Here is a 16595-nt window from a genome sequence, read left to right as displayed (position 1 = left end):
TATACAATCACTCAGCAACAATAGGTACACCATCTCGGAGATTGAGAATCCCCGAAACCACCAGTTTCTCGTTCGGTTGTAGACCCTCTAAAACTTGGTAATCATTGCCCTTAATCGTGCCTAACTTAACAGGCTTTTGTCGCGCCATTAGTTTAGAATCACCTTGAGGAGACTTTTGAGTTTGAGCAACAAAAACGAAATTTTCTCCAGCTATGCGAGATACGGCTGTGGTAGGAATTAAAACTCCGGGACGCTGATCCCAAATCACCCTAGCGCGAATTAATTGATCTGCTCGCAACTGACCTGCGGAATTGTCATAGAGTGCTTTAATCAGTATAGATTGGGAATTATTGCTGATATTGGGCGAGATAAAAAATACCCTACTATTACCCAAAATTTTACCTTGTGCGTCCATCAGTTCTACAGGTAGTCCTTCACGCAATTGGGAACCACGTTCTAGTGGCACAGAGATTTTCACCTCTAACGGTTGATTTTGAGTGATGGTAGCTAACTGAGTCGCACTATTAACAAAATCGCCCACTTTTACCGGAATATCGCCAACTGTGCCAGTGAAAGGAGCAGTAATTTTGTAAAATTGTAGTTGGACTTGTTGTTGTCGAATATTGGCATTAGCCTCTTCTAAAGATTTTTCTGCCTGGGATATGGTGGCTCGTTGGGCTTGAATGCGGGAATCAACGGTACTGAGTTCAGCTTTAGAAGTTGCTAACCTGTTAGCATATATATCTTTCGTTTGAATAGATACAGCACCCTGGGCAGCTAATTCCGAATAGCGATCGTACTCTTGTTGATTTAAGCGCGTATTGGCAACTTTAGCCAACCGTTCAGCTTCTAAGGATTTGAGCGTCGCGCGGACATTCTCTAATTGTGCCTTAGCACCCTGACCAGCGGCAGATAAACTATTAACAGCAGCTTGTTGTTGTCTAGCATCTATTTGTATAATTGCCGTGCCAGATGTAACAGCATCTCCCGACCTAACAAAGATTTGGGTAACTTGACCCTCAACTCTGGGTTGGAGATTAACTGAGCGCCTAGATTCTAGAGTAGCTATATATTCGGTACTGTCTTCAATAGTTCCAGTTTGTACTGTCGATAGCTTAACTTTCACCTCTGGGGGTTGGGCATTAGCTGTTGGTGGTGAAGATTGAGGAGTCAACAAATGCCAGGTTATAGCTGCTCCACCTCCTATCAATAGCAATACACCGATTAATAATCGCCAACCTGGTTTGGATTTTCGTTGTGACTCATAGGGTGGCTTGGGTATGTTGTCTTCAAAGTCAGTTTGATGCTCAGGTGATGACATAAATGGTAGGGTAATTAAAAGAACAAAAACTTAAATCTCTAACGGTAGATATATTAAAATTACTTATTTGGGATGACGTATTGGATCAAATTATGTGTTATCCAATCCCAATATACAGGATTTACAATCTTTTACAATCTGTCCAAAGGTTAATGATATGAGAGTTGACAGCCCTAAGAGGATATGTTAGTTAACACACAGAGTAAGTTCATCTAGTTTGGTATAATATAAACTTGACATTGGATCAATATCTATCTTCACTCTGAAAAGCCCACAAAAACCTTCAAACTCTTACTCTCCGCGCCTCTGCGCCTCTGCGTGAGAAAAATCATACTCTTAATCAGCAACCCCTGAAATTAAAAAGACTGACACAGGTTAGTTTGATTCTGCAATCAAATCGAACAGATAATGCGCCATTTCCAACTTAGAACAAGCTGGAATTTCTATCTCTCTTCCTGATATATCTAAGAACACCGCTTGATTATTATCACTACCAAAACCACTATCAGGTTTATCAATAGGGTTAGCGACAATTGCATCTAATTTCTTCCGTTGCAATTTTTCTTTTGCTGGAGTAATAATATCACCTGTTTGTGCGGCAAAACCAATTAAATATTGATGGGGTTGTTTGCGTTTTCCCAGTTCAGCAACTATATCCGGTACTGGTGTGAGAGGAAGATTTTCCGGGAGCGATCGCTTGGGTAATTTCTCGTTACTATAATCTCTAGGCTTAACATCGGCCACCGCTGCGGACATAACAATTATATCTGCATTGGCTAAATATTTTAACATTACTTGCTGCATATCTGCTGCACTTATTACCCCAATCCCTTCCACACCCAAAGGTACATCCCAACTTGCTGGACAATGCACCAAAGTCACCTTTGCTCCTCTGTGTAAAGCCGCTTGTGCCAATGCTAAACCCATTTTACCAGTTGAGGGATTGCCAATAAACCGCACGGGGTCTAAATATTCTCGCGTTCCCCCTGCACTAATTAAAACTTGCTTCCCCGCTAAATCTCTTTTCCCTTGAGTATGTAATAAAGATTGAATATAAACAAATATTTCTGGAGGTTCTGCCATTCTACCATGACCAATGCGATCGCACGCCAACAACCCCGAACCCGTTTCCATACCATAAAATCTGCAATCTGTCAATAATTGCCGCCAATTTCTTTGTACCGCTACCTGTTCCCACATATCCGTATTCATTGCCGGCGCTAACAATACGGGACAGGTAGAAGCAAGCACAGTATTTGTTAGTAAGTTATCTCCCATTCCATAGGCTAACTTAGCCAAAGTATTAGCTGTCAAAGGAGCAATAACCAGCAAATCAGCCCATTCACCCAACTCAATATGTAAAGGACGTGAATAAATAGGTTGCCAAAAGTCATCATCAGTATAAGCGCGATGACGAGATAGGGTGGCTAAAGTTAGAGGTGTGATAAACTTTTCGGCAGAACGAGTGAGAATAACCCGCACCTCTACCCCAGACTTAAACAGAGTAGAAACCAACTCACAGACTTTATAAGCAGCAATACCACCACCTATAGCAATGAGAACTTTTTTTGTTTGGGGATTTACAGATGATGGCATTATCTCTTTATTTTATTTAATACTTCTTTAGGGACTTGATTTTCAGAAATGGGAAATCCATGATAAGTTGGATAACCTTGTTCATCAAAAGTGTTATCTGAATGAAATACATAGAATTTAACACTTTCCTTGTGATATCCATAACGTTTTTCACTATTATTATTACTGCTACATATAGAACTATTTAAAATTTTTTGAGCTTCTTCTACATCTGTTAAATCCATAGGAGTACCTCTTTCCCAATGACCCTTAAGATCATGTTTATTAGAAGAAATCTTATAACGAGGACATATTTTCCTAGCGTGTTTAATTTCAGTTAAATTATTGATTATTCGAGTTTCTGTGGAATTTATACCTTCTTCAAATTCAACTTCGATATTTTCTTGAACAAAATCAGGACTATTTTTTAAACTAATTAATATTCCTGGAAGTTTAGCAGCACCAGCTAATGAACTTGATGAAACATCTTTTTGTTGATAAAAACATTGACAATCATCTATTAAATATTTATAATCTGTATCTATATAAGGTCCTTTACTTAAAAGCTGAAGTAAAGATTGCAGTTTTCTTTGTTTCTTTGTTTCTTCGTCTGTTTGTATTTTTGATTTCTGCTCTTTGATTTGGCTAAAAAACCATTCCTGTAGTGTTAAATTTAAACATAGTTTCTGATAAGTAAAACTACTATGGGTTAGGATTGGAACATCATTTTTAATATCCTTTATCTCATAAATAATCTCAAGGAGATTATTCATTAATTCATCTGCTTCGTATTTATTTACAGCTTGTCCAATAAAAGAAAGCTCATTAATTAAAAACTGCATTTTATAGTAACTCCATTAAATCTTGTTCAGCTTGATCAAAAAATCCATCTGGCCATCTATCAATTCCCCCGCTTTGATAGATTCGAGGAGTAATAATTTCTGTGGTTGGTTGTCCTTTTTTTAAATATCTTTCAAAGTAGTTAATTTGTACTTTATCAGCTTCAAGTTTATTATGTCTTACTGCTTTACGAATACCATTGAGAACATGATCGCTATGGGTTTCTAATATTATTTGAATACCACAACTTGCGGCTAATGCAATTAATTCTCCCATCTTAGATTGTCCTCTAGGATGAAGATGAGCTTCAGGGTTTTCTAACAAAATCAATGTATCTGAAGTAGCAGACAATATGGCTACAATAATCGGTAAAATATAGGTAATTCCAAAACCTACATTAGTTGAACGATAAGAATTATTATCTTCATAGGAATACTGTAAATTTACTACATCCATTGCTGAATGTAATTCTATATCAACTCTTGTTCCAGGACTAATTTCTCCTAACCACGCTTCAACTTGACTTTTTAAAATATCGGACTGTGCTGATGGATGTGATAGTTGACTATGTGGAATTTTTGCATATTCATTTATAGATAAGAAATGAGCAGTAAATTCTCCTTGACTTCCAATCTGTTGATGTTGTCTGACTTGAAAATCAGACATTTGGAAATAATTTCTAGGTGCTATTCTCTCTGCTTTTAAGTAATGGAATTTATCTGTAAAAAGACTTGAATTGTAAATTTCTGCATCAGCGATTGATAATGAAGAGATTTGCATTATATCTGATTCACGATCAAAATCAAAAACCCAAGTACCTTTAACATTATTATTCATTCCAATTTCCAAAGTCATTGAATCTTCTTTTGCTCTCTTAAATAGAGCATCTTGGGCTGTACCTATAGAGACTAAATCACCATTTAGTGCTAAACCTACCCTATCTAATAAATCCTGTTGGGAGGATTGACGTAATAGTAAAAGAGATTGCAGTAAAGAAGATTTACCAGTGCTATTTAATCCAGAAAGTAGAGTTAATGGTTTTAAGAAAAAAGACTGATTTTCAAATGGTTTGAAATTTTTTAAAGTCAAAGAACTTAGCATGATAAAACCTCTTGAACTATTTGATCAATTTGTTCAAACCGATATTGAACTTTACTAGCAGCTTGAGATACGGATTTAAGAAAATCAATATCATCTTCCATTTTTTGGCTAAATTTCTCTTTCAAAAGTTCTTTGTTATTAATTAATTTTTCAATTTCTTGAGAATTTAATTGACTTAAAGTAACTGACCATGCTTCAAAAAGAGATTTATTAACGGGTGATTTTTCAGCTTTCCGAAAAGCAGAATCTTCAAAAATATTATAGGCTGCTTTCATTCCTATAATAAAATTATTTTTTATTTTCTTTATCAAATTAGAGTCTATTTTATTTAATTGTTTCATGGCTTCATGTAAGAAATAATTACGCCCTTTTCGTATTGGATAATCTCCATAATTATTTAAGGTAAAAGCCATAAAACCGAGTATAAATTCATGGTCATCCATACGTTGTTTTTTCCTTTTACTTAAATTTGTTACTCTATCAAATTCTGGTAAATTAGCAAATTCTTTAAGAATTTTTATTGCTTGTCCGGGGTTCATTGCTTGACGAAGTTCTTGAGGATTAAGAGGCAATCCTCCGGTGTTAATTCTTTGAAAAATATTATATTTTACTTCTGAGGGAGTTCCAGGTTCAATTAAATAAACTGTTAATTCTGTTTCATCTATTCGTCTTTGATAATGACGAGGTAAATCATCATATTTATTTTTTTCTAAATCTGTTAGAAATTGTAATCCAGTTAATTTAAGAGTTTTATCTAGAATAAAACTTTTGAATGTGCTGATTCTTTGTAAACCATCTATAATTATCCATTTATCATCATCAGTAGCATCTATATAAAATGCCGGAAGTGGAATCCGAATTAAAAGAGATTCAATCAAGCGACTTTTAGCTTTAGGTGTCCAAATATCAGATTGGCGTTGAAAGTCAGGAGCTAAATCAATTTCATCATATTCAATTCTTTTAAGTAAGAGATCCATTGTCATAGGTTTAGTTTTAACCCTAATCTGTGTTGGATCAAAGGGTTCTAAATTTTCATCATCATCTTCTTGTTGAAAGTTAAGATCATCATCTTGATTATTAAGTTTATTTATTTCCATTATGACAAATGCTCCTAAAGATTTACTTAGGCAGAATTAGATATCATTAAATCATAATACTAAACAAATTATCTGGGCGTTGATTGAATAGAATTTCCAACGACTTATGAACAGTAATCTCACTTAGTAGTGAAGATCTTATTAAGTTGGCTATCGAGGCAAAACGCATCTAAATTAAATTATACAAGCCAAATCAGGATTTAGCATGGCTAAACCCTGAGCGAGTCGTGAGTTTTTACCTAAAATATTTAGGCTTCGTCGTAGGGTTCTAAATCCAAAAGATGAATATAGGGTTCAACCAACTCAGGACGCTGAAACGCAATTGCTCGAAGTAGATGCCAATCATTTAAACCCTCAAAAGCATTGCTATAATTGTCCAATTCTAGACGTGTAGCTAACTCTTCTACCTCTGCTGCTTTCATGGCAGCAATTTCTTTTTTGGAAATGCTTAGAGTTGTCATAGTGCTTGCCCCTCCCTTTTGCAGCGTTTGCATTCAGCCTTTGGTGGAGTTACGGTGATCGCACCCACCCAATCTATAATACTCATTAGTGGGCATCTATTTTGTAAATTTTTTGCAGATTTTCAGCCAAATTTGTAAATAATTGGTAACTGTGTTTAACCAATCGTTTTGAGAACAAAAGTTCTTAGCACCTCTAACATGGGTAAACTAATTTCATGCCCCATATCAAACTCATGGTATTCCACGTTCACTCCCAGGGCTTTTGTTGTCGCTCGTGCCTTGATAGCAGCTTGTAAAGGAACAACTTGATCTTGTCTGCCGTGCATAATTAAGGACGGGGGAAAACTTTTTTGGTTCAGGGATTCTACACTAGGATGCAAATACCCACTCATTACCACCAAGCCAGCTAAGGGTAAGTTTAATCCTACATCTAAAGTCATTGCTCCACCTTGAGAGAAACCGCTTAAAATGGTGCGTGATAAAGGCACACCAGTCACATCTTCTAAAGATAGTAACCAATCTATTAGCATTTGCCGACTTTCTAGTAATCCCTCATACATACTTTCTCCCCGCAGGTCATACCAAGCCCTACCTGTAACAGAATAGGGATAAGGATAGGGCGCATTGGGAAGCAAAAATTCATAATTAGGTAGATTGACATAAGGTAACAAAGATGCTACATCCTCAGCATTAGCACCCCAACCATGTAAAGTAACAATTAAACCTGACGGGGGTTGAGAGGTGGAGGGAGGAACGGAAATAAATTGTAAAGACAGAAGTTTACTCCTAAAATATGTAATTTAATCTTTTGTCCTTAATTATACTCCAGAGTGATGCAATTTGAGCTTTATCTGATTACTTGTAGTGAATTTTCATCAACGTGCTAACGATGTTAGTAATTATCTATAGTTCTATAGATAGATGTAAAAAATAGGTGGACTTGCATCCATATCTAACGGTTTATCCTAAAGGTGAGGTTAGATAATGGAGAAAATGAATGGAGTTTTTATCCGATTCCGTTGTGCTATCAAGGATACAATTCGCCTTCACTGCATTATTTCATATGTTATGGCCTGTTTTAACAACAGGAATGGGTATTTATTTAGTCATAATCGAAGGAATGTGGCTGAGAACTCAGAATCCAGACTATTATCTCCATGCCCGTTTTTGGTCTAAATTTTATGTTTTAAATTTTGGAATTGGTGTAGGAACGGGGATACCAATGGAATTTCAGTTTGGCACAAATTGGGCTCCATTTTCCGAAGCAGTAGGTAATTTTTTTGGTAGTGTAATTGGCTTTGAAGCTTCTTGGGCATTTATGCTAGAAGCTGCATTTTTAGGAATTATGTTATTTGGTTGGGAACGTGTAAACCCAACGATTCATTATCTTTCGACAATTTTAGTAGCAGTTGGGGCTAACCTTTCTACATTATGGATTTTAACAGCTAATTCTTGGATGCAAACCCCCGCAGGTGGAGAATTAGTAAATGGTAAATTTGTGGTTAATGATTACTTTCAGGCAATTTTAAATCCTTTTATGGTCAACAGTGTACTGCATATGTTTTTTGCAACACTGGAAACTTCTTTGTTTGTCATTGGAGGAATAAGTGCTTGGTATATTCTCCAAAGACGAAATGCTGCTTTTTTTTCGCGGTCATTAAAAATAGCTTTAGCAGCAACTATTATTGTTGCACCACTGCAAATATATATTGGTCATTTAAGCGGTGAACAAGTTTATCATTATCAACCGACTAAACTGGCCGCAATGGAAGCACAATGGGAATCATCACCTGCGGGTAAACCTGCTGATTGGAGTTTATTAGCAATACCCAACGAAAAAGCCGAAAAAAACGATTGGGAAATCACAGTTCCCAACGCTTTGGGTTACATTTTAGAGTTTAAACAGAATCTTTCTGAACCATTGCGGGGTTTAAAAGAGTGGAAACCGGAAGATAGGCCGAAGATGGTCGGTTTAATATATTATGCCTTTCGGACGATGATAGCGATCGCTCTTTTTTTAGCAGCATTAATGTTAGTCAGTACCCTGCAATGGTTACGGGGTAAACTTTCAGCCGAAAATATCACCCAACAACGTTGGTTAATGATAGCTTGGGTCTTCTCTGCACCTCTAGGATACATTGCCGTGGACTCAGGTTGGATAGTTCGTTGTGTAGGTAGACAACCTTGGACACTCTACAAACAAATCCGCACCGTTGACGCAGCTTCCAATTTACCTGCAACCAATGTCTTAGTTTCACTCACTAGCTTTATTATAGTCTACACACTATTATTCATCGCCGTTTTATATTTTGGTAGTCGCATTATCCGTCAAGGACCCAACTTAGATTTACCAATTCCCGGAATAGAAACCACCCAACCCGCAGTAGATACCACACCAGGAGAATTTATTCCCGACGAAAGACCAGTAGAAGCCCAACAATAAAACTCCCTCCTCTCTGCGCCTCTGCGTCTCTGCGTGAACTAAATTTAAATCATGGAAACACTAAAATATTTTCTCCCCCAAGTTTGGTTTGTAATTTTAGCCTTATTTCTCTTCCTTTACGTCATGCTAGACGGGTTTGATTTAGGAGTAGGAATATTATCACTCACCTCTTCAGACGAAGAACGTCGAGGTATTTTAATGACCAGTCTTAGTAATATTTGGGACGCTAACGAAACATGGTTAGTATTAATGGCTGGGGGTTTATTTGGGGCATTTCCTCTCGCCTACGGCACAATTTTAACCGCTTTATATATTCCAATTTTAACAATGGTGTTCGGCTTTATCTTTCGCGGTGTAGCTTTTGAATTTCGTGAACTATCCAATCGTAAATTCTTTTGGAATTTAGCCTTTGGTGCGGGAAGTTTTGCGGCTGCACTTGGTCAAGGATTTGCGTTAGGTGCAGTATTAAAAGGCATTAACGTGGATGACAATGGACATTTTATTGGTACTACTTGGGACTGGTTAAGTTTACCATCCATATTAGTAGCATTAACCTTAATACAAGGATATGTTTTAATTGGTTCAACTTATTTAGTCTGGAAAACCACAGGAGAATTGCAAGAGACTCACTATAAAACTGCCAAAATCGCCGCTTTCACAACTTTAATTGGCGCAATTTTAATTACAATTACCACACCAATCATTTATGAAGGTGCGAGAGAACGTTTATTTCAGCAACCTTTAATTTTTGTTTTTGCAGTAATTCCCATTTTAGGAGTGTGGCTAATTTGGCAAATTGTAAATAGTTTAAATCGCAAAGAAGAACGCACACCTTTTGTTTGGACTATTCTATTGTTTGTAGTGACATTTTTAGGGTTAGGGTTAATAGTTTTTCCTTACATCATTCCCAGAGAAATAACCATTTATCAAGCATCTGCTGACCCTAGTTCACTGGTAATCATGATCATTTTTATCGGGTTTCTGATTCCTGTCATGTTGTTTTACAATTTATATCAATATATTGTCTTCCGGGGTAAAGTTTCTGGTGGAGAATATTGAATATTCAGATTATCTAGTCTGGAAAATATTTTGCACCATTTTTTTATCACTCTTGGCAGCAGCTTGATCTAATTCTGTCAATTCAGCATCACTTAATTGCCAACCCAAAGCCCCAATATTTTCCGTTGCTTGTGCTGAATTTTTTGCCCCAGGAATGGGAATTGTCCCTTTACAGATACACCAGTTAATTGCAACTTGAGACATTGTTTTATTTCTAGTATTTGCTACTTCCCGCAAACATCCCAAAATCCCTGTTATTCCTGGCAGAATTTGTCTAAATAATAAACCCCGTACACCTTTAGGAAAAGTACCGTTTTCTGAAAATTTACCTGTTAATAAACCCAAAGCCAAAGGACTATAGGCAATTAGTTTTATTCCTAAATCATCGCATACATCTTTTAACCCCAATTCCGTCACCGGATAGGTTGATAAAAGGGAGTATTGCACCTGTAAAGTTGTAATTGGTATACCTTGTGATTGAAATCTTTTATGTACCCATTGCAGCCGTTTCGTCCCGTAATTAGATAATCCTACTCCTTTGACTAACCCTTGTTGATAAAGTTCTGCTAAACCATCTAATAAACCTACTTCTTGCCAAGGTGCATAATTAGCTGTAGACCAGTGCATTTGCACCAAATCTATATTTCTCCCCAAGCGTTTAGCAGAAGCAAGACCAGCAGAAAACATTGATTTTTTTGTCCACCTCCAAGGATACGCGGCCAGTTTGGTAGCAATGCAAATATTTTCTTGATTTACTCCCTGATATTCACTAGAAAATTTTCCTAACAGGGTTTCACTGCGTCCGTTTAATTTCCCCGTTCCGTAAGAGTCTCCAGTATCGAATAGGGTAACGCCATTACTGACACAAAGGTTAAATACGCCTTGCAACTGCTCGTCCATACTTTGATTGTATCCCCAAAGCAGTTGATTTCCCCATGCCCAAGTTCCGCACCCCATAGTTGGAAGGGAAAGTTTTTGGTTAGTTTCCATAGTTACTGAATATAGATTTATGAGTATATTTTATATATTACGATGTTTGTGGTGATTTGGGAGTCGATACAGCAGGAGTCAGGAGTCAGGAGTCAGGAGAAAAGTTTAAAGTACGAAATCTAGCAGATTTTGGCATATTTAGATAATAACCTACCACAAACCGTTGAAAGTAATACGATTATCAACTAGTTCAGGTAAATTAATGTCTAATTTTAAAACTGTTCGTAGACTTTCACCCCATAATCTCAGACGATTGCAAACTTCAGGAATATTCTGTGTTCTGCGTTCAACCGCTTCTCTAAAATTGTTTGATGAACATAATTTTTTAAAAGCATCTTCAACTTCTTGTTTATGCTCTACAGCAGATGATCTTATAGTTTCATCTGAAAAGTAAAAAACCATCACATCTAAAACTGCTCGATTGAATTGGCTTTGATATTTATTAGAATCATTAGACCAAATCCGAGAAAATTTTTTTTCTCCGAATATACTCATAGTTGTTTGCACTGCTTCCTCAAATTGGTTAACTAAATTTTTAATATCATCGTGTCTTTTTTTCCAGTTTTCATTGAAATATTGGCAAGTTGTGTCAAGGAATAATTTTAAATTTCCTCGATAATCAGATAAAAAATAATGAAATCCTATATAACGTAATAGTAATTCAACATCACGCATCCGAGAATCAGGAGTTGATGATTTGAATATCTTTTTCAGAGCCGCACTTTCTACTGATTTATCATCTAAGAAATTGATAAAATCACCTGGATATAATGCTTGTCTTAGCTCTTGAGGAGATAATGGAGTGCTTTGTACATTCAGCCGCAGAAAAATTTTATAGAGTAAATTCTCGCTAGGCCAATTCCGAATTAATATTGTACGAATAGTTTGGTTATCTAGACTATTAAGCTCTGAACTCAAAAAGACATCATTTTGAAAATCTTCATATTTTTTACCAATTAAATCGCGTCTAAATTCTAGATTCTTTAAAGCAAAAGCATTGTTTGGAGTTTTAGTCTCATCACTTCTACCATAAAATTGGAGAATAGTTAACAATCGCTGCTTCCCATCAAGTACAATAAATTTATTTTTTTCTTGTTGATTACCAGCTAATACTATTTGTGGTACTGGGAATCCAAGTATTAGTGATTCTATAAACCTACTTTTCCGAGTAATATCCCAAGCGTCTCGTCTTTGAAATCTTGGAGTTAGTTGTATATTTTCACGAACAAGTTGATTCAAGATTGTCTCTGTTGTCCAGTCACTACCAGAAACAACAATTTCTGATATTTGCTTTAATTCAGGAATTAACTTACTCTGAAACTCATACTCAATTTCTTGATCTTCTTCTTCCTCGAAAAATTCTATTTCTTTGTCAGGCATAATTTTAGTCTGCATAAAAATTTGAATTTGGATAAAATATAGCTTATTAGTTAATTATATTCCATGCTTGCTCAATTTTTACCTGAAACTCTAAATTCTTGATTTCTCCCAAAATGCCCAATCAAAACCAAACACCCCTTATAGATGCCTTAAAAGCCTGTGTATCACGTCCACAGGCACCGTTTTACACCCCTGGACACAAGCGTGGTTTGGGAATTTCACGGATTTTAACGAATTTAGTGAGTAATTTAGATAATTAAGGTTACAATTAGTAATCGAAAAGTATTGAAGATTGTTGGTTATATTTATGAAATTGAAGCTACTAACAAACTATATTCATACAGCAATGCACAAAGCAAATTATGAATTGTTAGAAGATGGAATCTTTTATGCTGAAATTCCTGAATGTAAAGGTGTATGGGCAAATGGTGATACATTAGAAATCTGTCGTGAGGAATTGCAAGATGCTCTGGAAGGATGGATTATTTTAGGTTTGCGTTTGGGTCATACTCTACCAATACTTGATGGAATTAACCTTAATTTTTTTAATCAAGAGGTTCCATAATGCCGTCGTTTGGTGCAATTAATCGACGCGATTTGATTCGTTACTTCAAATATTTAGGTTTTGAAGGTCCCTATTCAGGTGGTAAGCATCAATATATGGTAAAAGGTGAATTTAAATTAACAATTCCTAATCCTCATCAAGGGGATATCAGTTCTAGTTTATTGAGTAAGATATTGCGTCAAGCTAGTATTAGTAAGGAAGATTGGGAAACTTTATAAATTCAAATTTGGAAATGCTCAATCAAAACCAAACACCCCTGATAGATGCCTTAGAAGCCTGTATAGCACGTCCTCACGCACCGTTTTACACCCCAGGACACAAGCGTGGTTTGGGAATTTCGCCGATTTTAACGGATTTATTGGGTCAAGAAGTCTTCCGTGCTGATTTAACAGAATTAGCAGAATTAGATAATCTCTTCACACCAGAAAGCGCAATTTTAGCTGCACAAGAACTCGCAGCAGCAGCTTTTGGTGCTAAACAAACATGGTTTTTAGTAAATGGTTCTACCTGTGGAATTGAAGCTGCAATTCTCGCAACTTGCGGAATGGGGGATAAAATTATTCTCCCACGAAATGTCCATTCTTCGGTTATCGCTGGGTTAATTCTTTCTGGTGCAATACCGATTTTTATTTATCCTGAATATGACGAAGATTTAGATATTGCTCACAGTATTACACCCCAAGCATTGAAAGCAACATTAGAAAAACATCCTGACGCAAAAGCAGTGCTGATAGTCTATCCTACATATTACGGTGTTTGTGGAGATTTGAGAGCGATCGCTCTGCTTACCCATCAATATAATATCCCCTTACTCGTAGATGAAGCACATGGCGCACACTTTGCTTTTCATCCCCAATTACCCACTTCAGCTTTGGCCGCAGGTGCAGATTTAACGGTGCAGTCTATTCACAAAACCCTCAGCGCCATGACCCAAGCCTCTATGCTGCACGTCCAAGGCGAAAGAATCGACATTGATAGAGTCAATAAATCTCTCCAACTTACACAATCAACCAGTCCCAGTTTCATCCTTTTAGCTTCTTTAGATGCCGCACGTCAACAAATGGCAATGCAGGGAAAAACTCTCATGTCTCAAACTTTGGCTTTTGCAGAAGAAGCAAGCACCAAAATTAGCCAAATTCATCAATTATCTATTCCCCTCGCGGCTAAATTAGGTTCACCTGGCTTTGTTGCTTTAGATAAAACTCGGTTAACTGTCAACGTTGCCAATTTAGGTATTACTGGATTTGCTGCTGAAGAAATTCTCAACCAAAAATTTGGCGTAACGGCTGAATTTTCTTCACTGCAAAATCTCACATTTATCATTAGTTTGGGCAATATTCAAAGAGATATTAACGCATTAGTCGCAGCCTTAAAAAATCTCGTTCAAATATCCCTATTGACAAATCAGTACAAAATATGTAAATATAGAAACGATGATATAATTGCTCATGTTATGTCTATCTCTCCCCGTGAAGCTTTTTTTGCGGCTAGTGAAATAGTACCTTTAGCAGAAACAACTAACCGTATCTGTGCAGAAATAGTTTGTCCCTATCCTCCAGGAATCCCCGTTTTAATGCCGGGAGAAGTAATTACAAAATCCGCTTTAGAATATCTGCGACAAATTCAAGCAATGGGTGGATTTATTTCCGGTTGTGCTGATACTAACTTGCTGACTTTAAAAGTTGTAAACAAGTCACTGAAAAACAAACCACAGAGGCACAGAGTTCACAGAGAAATGAGGTTTTGAGAGATATTTTGCGTATTTTACAAAATTACGAAAAACCCCGACTTGTAGGGGTTTAGCACTGCTAAACCCTTACTTTTAAGTGAAAAAATTAAGCAGGTGTCATTTGCATAGAACGACAAGCTTCAGCACATTTGCGACAAGCAGCAGCGCATTCCATGATTTTGCTATCATCTTTCATTTTCCCACAAGCAGCAGCACAGCGATCGCACATTTCCGCACAAAGCATACAAGTGCGTTCAGTAAATTCTGAACCACCCATCATCATGTTCATACACATCATACACATTTCTGCACAATCGCGCAACATGGACATCATGGTTGTATCCATGTACTTACCACCTTTACTCATGCAGTAAGTCATGGTTTCCATGCACTTTTTCTGACATTCCATGCAAAGATTCATGGAAGTTTGCATATCGGTAGTTATAGATTCAGTCATCATCATCATCATAATCAAATACTCCTGATTTTTTGATGTGTATATAGGGTTTGTGGCTGGACTAGATTCAACATTAAGTGCAACTTTTCAAAGCGTCAACAGGGTGTTAAGTCCAAATTTTATAAGTTGATTATTCCGATACAAATATCGTAATTGATTTAAAATTCCATATCATTTAAATTTATTTTCTTGAGAAAGTCTTGTCATGCAAGAGTTATATTATTTTGCTCTTAAAGATGATTTAAATATTTAGTAGTAATTTAGACTTTTTTTGATAGGAAAAATAATTACGTGCTTAATTTTAATATTACTATCCCTTAAAATAAAAATGCCAATCTTGCTGTTTGTCATCTCTATTCAGCCATGAATAATCAATGTTTATTTTTGTCGATAATCTTTACTGCATCTATCCTTAGGTTGATTTTAACCCAAACCATGCTCTAAATTTACCTGTAATATAAATAATATTCAATTCCTACTGAAAGCCTAACCAAATTATCCTGACCACCTCTTTTTAGTCTTTCCTTTTCTGGAAAAAAGCCATCAGTTATTTTGGCAAGATAGCAAATTAATCTATTCCTCCTAAACCTTCAACCAATAGAAATAAATGAAAATAAATCAATCTTTTCACACCAAGCGAACAACCTGTCAACTTCAAAACAATCATCCCTCCAAGGACAGATATTTGTAATTTAGCTAATTCATGTTGTTAATAATTAGAAAAGATTAATAATTTGGATATTTTGTAATCTTCTAAAAATTCATTCCCCAGCCGTGTTTAGTATAGCAATCGCCAAGGTAAGTAGATGAACAGAAAAAATTAAAGGTATGTGAAGAAAAGTAAAATCGCCCAAAACTCTCTTCCTGTTCCCATTTAATATTTTGAGCAAATATGCAATGATGAATACAGAGTGTTTGTCAGTAATCATTCAAAAAAGCTCATGAAATCCTTGCATCGTTCCGATCTATATAGCTGGTCTTGCTTCAATCCCGCAAGAAATATTGACTTTAACGGGTTTGCGTGGATTCGTCCAGAAGGAAATATCTTGATTGACCCTGTAGCCTTATCCAACCATGATTGGAATCATCTGGAATCCCTGGGTGGTGTGTTTTGGATTGTTTTAACCAACTCAGATCATCTTAGGTCTGCAAAGGAAATTGCTGATCAAACCTATGCAAAAATTGCCGGACCAATAGGAGAAAAAGAATCCTTTCCGATATCGTGCGATCGCTACTTAGGTGACGGTGATGAATTAGTACCAGGGTTAAAAGCGATCGCCCTCAATGGTTCTAAAACTCCCGGTGAATTGGCGCTATTGTTAGAAGAAACCACCTTGATCACTGGGGATTTAGTGCGATAGCTACGCTCACCGCAGGCATCGCACAAAGCCGGCACCTTAACCATCTTACCAAACGATAAACTACTAAATCCCAGCCAAGCGATCGCTTCCGTCCGCACCTTGGCAGAATTAAAACAGGTAGAAGCAGTATTAGTTGGGGATGGTTGGCCTGTATTTCGGGATGGACAAAAAAGATTACAGGAACTACTGCTCACCTTGAAATAATCTTACTCATAC

General features: G+C 36.6%; 16 protein-coding genes and 1 pseudogene. 7 read left to right on the top strand and 10 right to left on the bottom strand.

The features are described 5' to 3' along the window. Positions 1–7: 7 nt before the first annotated feature. From VB711_RS01295 to VB711_RS01265, 7 genes are all read right to left on the bottom strand, one after another. A complete protein-coding gene (locus tag VB711_RS01295) occupies positions 8–1321 on the bottom strand; it encodes an efflux RND transporter periplasmic adaptor subunit (RefSeq protein ID WP_323283867.1) in 1314 nt (437 codons plus the stop codon). Between the two features lie 375 nt (positions 1322–1696). Further along, the gene (gene coaBC, locus VB711_RS01290) at positions 1697–2917 is read right to left on the bottom strand and encodes a bifunctional phosphopantothenoylcysteine decarboxylase/phosphopantothenate--cysteine ligase CoaBC (protein ID WP_323283866.1); all 1221 of its coding nucleotides are present in this window, start codon (positions 2915–2917) and stop codon (positions 1697–1699) included. Further along, positions 2917–3738 carry a hypothetical protein gene (locus VB711_RS01285; protein WP_323283865.1) on the bottom strand — a complete coding sequence of 274 codons (822 nt, stop codon included), beginning with the start codon at positions 3736–3738 and terminating at the stop codon, positions 2917–2919. The genes coaBC and VB711_RS01285 overlap by 1 nt, the downstream gene beginning before the upstream one ends. Position 3739: 1 nt before the next feature. Then, positions 3740–4825, bottom strand: a complete 1086-nt coding sequence (locus VB711_RS01280) for an AAA family ATPase (RefSeq protein WP_323283864.1) — start codon at positions 4823–4825, stop codon at positions 3740–3742. 5 nt (positions 4826–4830) lie between these two features. Next, positions 4831–5934, bottom strand: coding sequence for a DUF262 domain-containing protein (locus VB711_RS01275; RefSeq protein ID WP_323283863.1), 1104 nt, complete (start codon positions 5932–5934; stop codon positions 4831–4833). Between the two features lie 248 nt (positions 5935–6182). Continuing rightward, positions 6183–6395 (bottom strand): DUF2555 domain-containing protein, encoded by a 213-nt coding sequence (locus VB711_RS01270; RefSeq protein WP_323283862.1) that lies wholly within the window; start codon positions 6393–6395, stop codon positions 6183–6185. Positions 6396–6550: 155 nt separating this feature from the next. Next, positions 6551–7171 carry an alpha/beta hydrolase gene (locus VB711_RS01265; protein ID WP_323283915.1) on the bottom strand — a complete coding sequence of 207 codons (621 nt, stop codon included), beginning with the start codon at positions 7169–7171 and terminating at the stop codon, positions 6551–6553. A gap of 221 nt (positions 7172–7392) precedes the next feature. On the opposite strand from VB711_RS01265, the gene VB711_RS01260 reads away from it, so the two are divergent. Further along, entirely contained in the window at positions 7393–8838 is a 1446-nt protein-coding gene (locus tag VB711_RS01260) for a cytochrome ubiquinol oxidase subunit I (protein WP_323283861.1), read from the top strand. A gap of 51 nt (positions 8839–8889) precedes the next feature. Then, positions 8890–9897, top strand: coding sequence for a cytochrome d ubiquinol oxidase subunit II (cydB, locus tag VB711_RS01255; protein ID WP_323283860.1), 1008 nt, complete (start codon positions 8890–8892; stop codon positions 9895–9897). Positions 9898–9906: 9 nt separating this feature from the next. On the opposite strand, the gene VB711_RS01250 is transcribed toward cydB, so the two are convergent. Both VB711_RS01250 and VB711_RS01245 read right to left on the bottom strand, forming a co-directional pair. Continuing rightward, the gene (locus VB711_RS01250) at positions 9907–10887 is read right to left on the bottom strand and encodes an aldo/keto reductase (RefSeq protein WP_323283859.1); all 981 of its coding nucleotides are present in this window, start codon (positions 10885–10887) and stop codon (positions 9907–9909) included. Positions 10888–11037: 150 nt separating this feature from the next. Then, positions 11038–12267 carry a DUF262 domain-containing protein gene (locus VB711_RS01245; RefSeq protein WP_323283858.1) on the bottom strand — a complete coding sequence of 410 codons (1230 nt, stop codon included), beginning with the start codon at positions 12265–12267 and terminating at the stop codon, positions 11038–11040. Between the two features lie 113 nt (positions 12268–12380). Here VB711_RS01245 and VB711_RS01240 point away from each other — a divergent pair, with 113 nt between their 5' ends. The 4 genes from VB711_RS01240 to VB711_RS01225 are packed head-to-tail and all read left to right on the top strand — an operon-like array spanning position 12381 to position 14579. Continuing rightward, positions 12381–12527, top strand: coding sequence for a hypothetical protein (locus tag VB711_RS01240; protein ID WP_323283857.1), 147 nt, complete (start codon positions 12381–12383; stop codon positions 12525–12527). A 47-nt stretch (positions 12528–12574) separates the two neighbouring features. Continuing rightward, entirely contained in the window at positions 12575–12832 is a 258-nt protein-coding gene (locus VB711_RS01235; RefSeq protein ID WP_323283856.1) for a type II toxin-antitoxin system HicB family antitoxin, read from the top strand. Further along, entirely contained in the window at positions 12832–13050 is a 219-nt protein-coding gene (locus VB711_RS01230; RefSeq protein WP_323283855.1) for a type II toxin-antitoxin system HicA family toxin, read from the top strand. The genes VB711_RS01235 and VB711_RS01230 overlap by 1 nt, the downstream gene beginning before the upstream one ends. Positions 13051–13064: 14 nt before the next feature. Further along, on the top strand, positions 13065–14579 hold the full coding sequence (locus tag VB711_RS01225; protein ID WP_323283854.1) for an aminotransferase class I/II-fold pyridoxal phosphate-dependent enzyme: 1515 nt from the start codon (positions 13065–13067) through the stop codon (positions 14577–14579). 88 nt (positions 14580–14667) lie between these two features. Here the strand turns inward: VB711_RS01225 and VB711_RS01220 are convergent, their stop codons facing one another. Next, on the bottom strand, positions 14668–15030 hold the full coding sequence (locus tag VB711_RS01220; protein WP_323283853.1) for a four-helix bundle copper-binding protein: 363 nt from the start codon (positions 15028–15030) through the stop codon (positions 14668–14670). A gap of 929 nt (positions 15031–15959) precedes the next feature. On the opposite strand from VB711_RS01220, the pseudogene VB711_RS01215 reads away from it, so the two are divergent. Continuing rightward, positions 15960–16583, top strand: a pseudogene (locus VB711_RS01215) (MBL fold metallo-hydrolase). The last annotated feature ends 12 nt before the right edge of the window (positions 16584–16595 follow it).

The sequence above is a fragment of the Cronbergia sp. UHCC 0137 genome (genome assembly GCF_034932285.1).
GTDB lineage: Bacteria > Cyanobacteriota > Cyanobacteriia > Cyanobacteriales > Nostocaceae > Cronbergia.
Note: the sequence above shows the minus strand (reverse complement) of the source record. Positions and strands in the feature narration are given on the sequence as shown.

What these genes read in the sequence shown, in the direction of transcription:
- VB711_RS01295 (WP_323283867.1), bottom strand. Translation starts at nt 1,321, where the DNA reads ATGTCATCACCTGAGCATCAAACTGACTTTGAAGACAACATACCCAAG.
- coaBC (WP_323283866.1), bottom strand. Translation starts at nt 2,917, where the DNA reads ATGCCATCATCTGTAAATCCCCAAACAAAAAAAGTTCTCATTGCTATA.
- VB711_RS01285 (WP_323283865.1), bottom strand. Translation starts at nt 3,738, where the DNA reads ATGCAGTTTTTAATTAATGAGCTTTCTTTTATTGGACAAGCTGTAAAT.
- VB711_RS01275 (WP_323283863.1), bottom strand. Translation starts at nt 5,934, where the DNA reads ATGGAAATAAATAAACTTAATAATCAAGATGATGATCTTAACTTTCAA.
- VB711_RS01270 (WP_323283862.1), bottom strand. Translation starts at nt 6,395, where the DNA reads ATGACAACTCTAAGCATTTCCAAAAAAGAAATTGCTGCCATGAAAGCA.
- VB711_RS01260 (WP_323283861.1), top strand. Translation starts at nt 7,393, where the DNA reads ATGGAGTTTTTATCCGATTCCGTTGTGCTATCAAGGATACAATTCGCC.
- cydB (WP_323283860.1), top strand. Translation starts at nt 8,890, where the DNA reads ATGGAAACACTAAAATATTTTCTCCCCCAAGTTTGGTTTGTAATTTTA.
- VB711_RS01250 (WP_323283859.1), bottom strand. Translation starts at nt 10,887, where the DNA reads ATGGAAACTAACCAAAAACTTTCCCTTCCAACTATGGGGTGCGGAACT.
- VB711_RS01245 (WP_323283858.1), bottom strand. Translation starts at nt 12,267, where the DNA reads ATGCCTGACAAAGAAATAGAATTTTTCGAGGAAGAAGAAGATCAAGAA.
- VB711_RS01240 (WP_323283857.1), top strand. Translation starts at nt 12,381, where the DNA reads ATGCCCAATCAAAACCAAACACCCCTTATAGATGCCTTAAAAGCCTGT.
- VB711_RS01235 (WP_323283856.1), top strand. Translation starts at nt 12,575, where the DNA reads ATGAAATTGAAGCTACTAACAAACTATATTCATACAGCAATGCACAAA.
- VB711_RS01230 (WP_323283855.1), top strand. Translation starts at nt 12,832, where the DNA reads ATGCCGTCGTTTGGTGCAATTAATCGACGCGATTTGATTCGTTACTTC.
- VB711_RS01225 (WP_323283854.1), top strand. Translation starts at nt 13,065, where the DNA reads ATGCTCAATCAAAACCAAACACCCCTGATAGATGCCTTAGAAGCCTGT.
- VB711_RS01220 (WP_323283853.1), bottom strand. Translation starts at nt 15,030, where the DNA reads ATGATGATGATGATGACTGAATCTATAACTACCGATATGCAAACTTCC.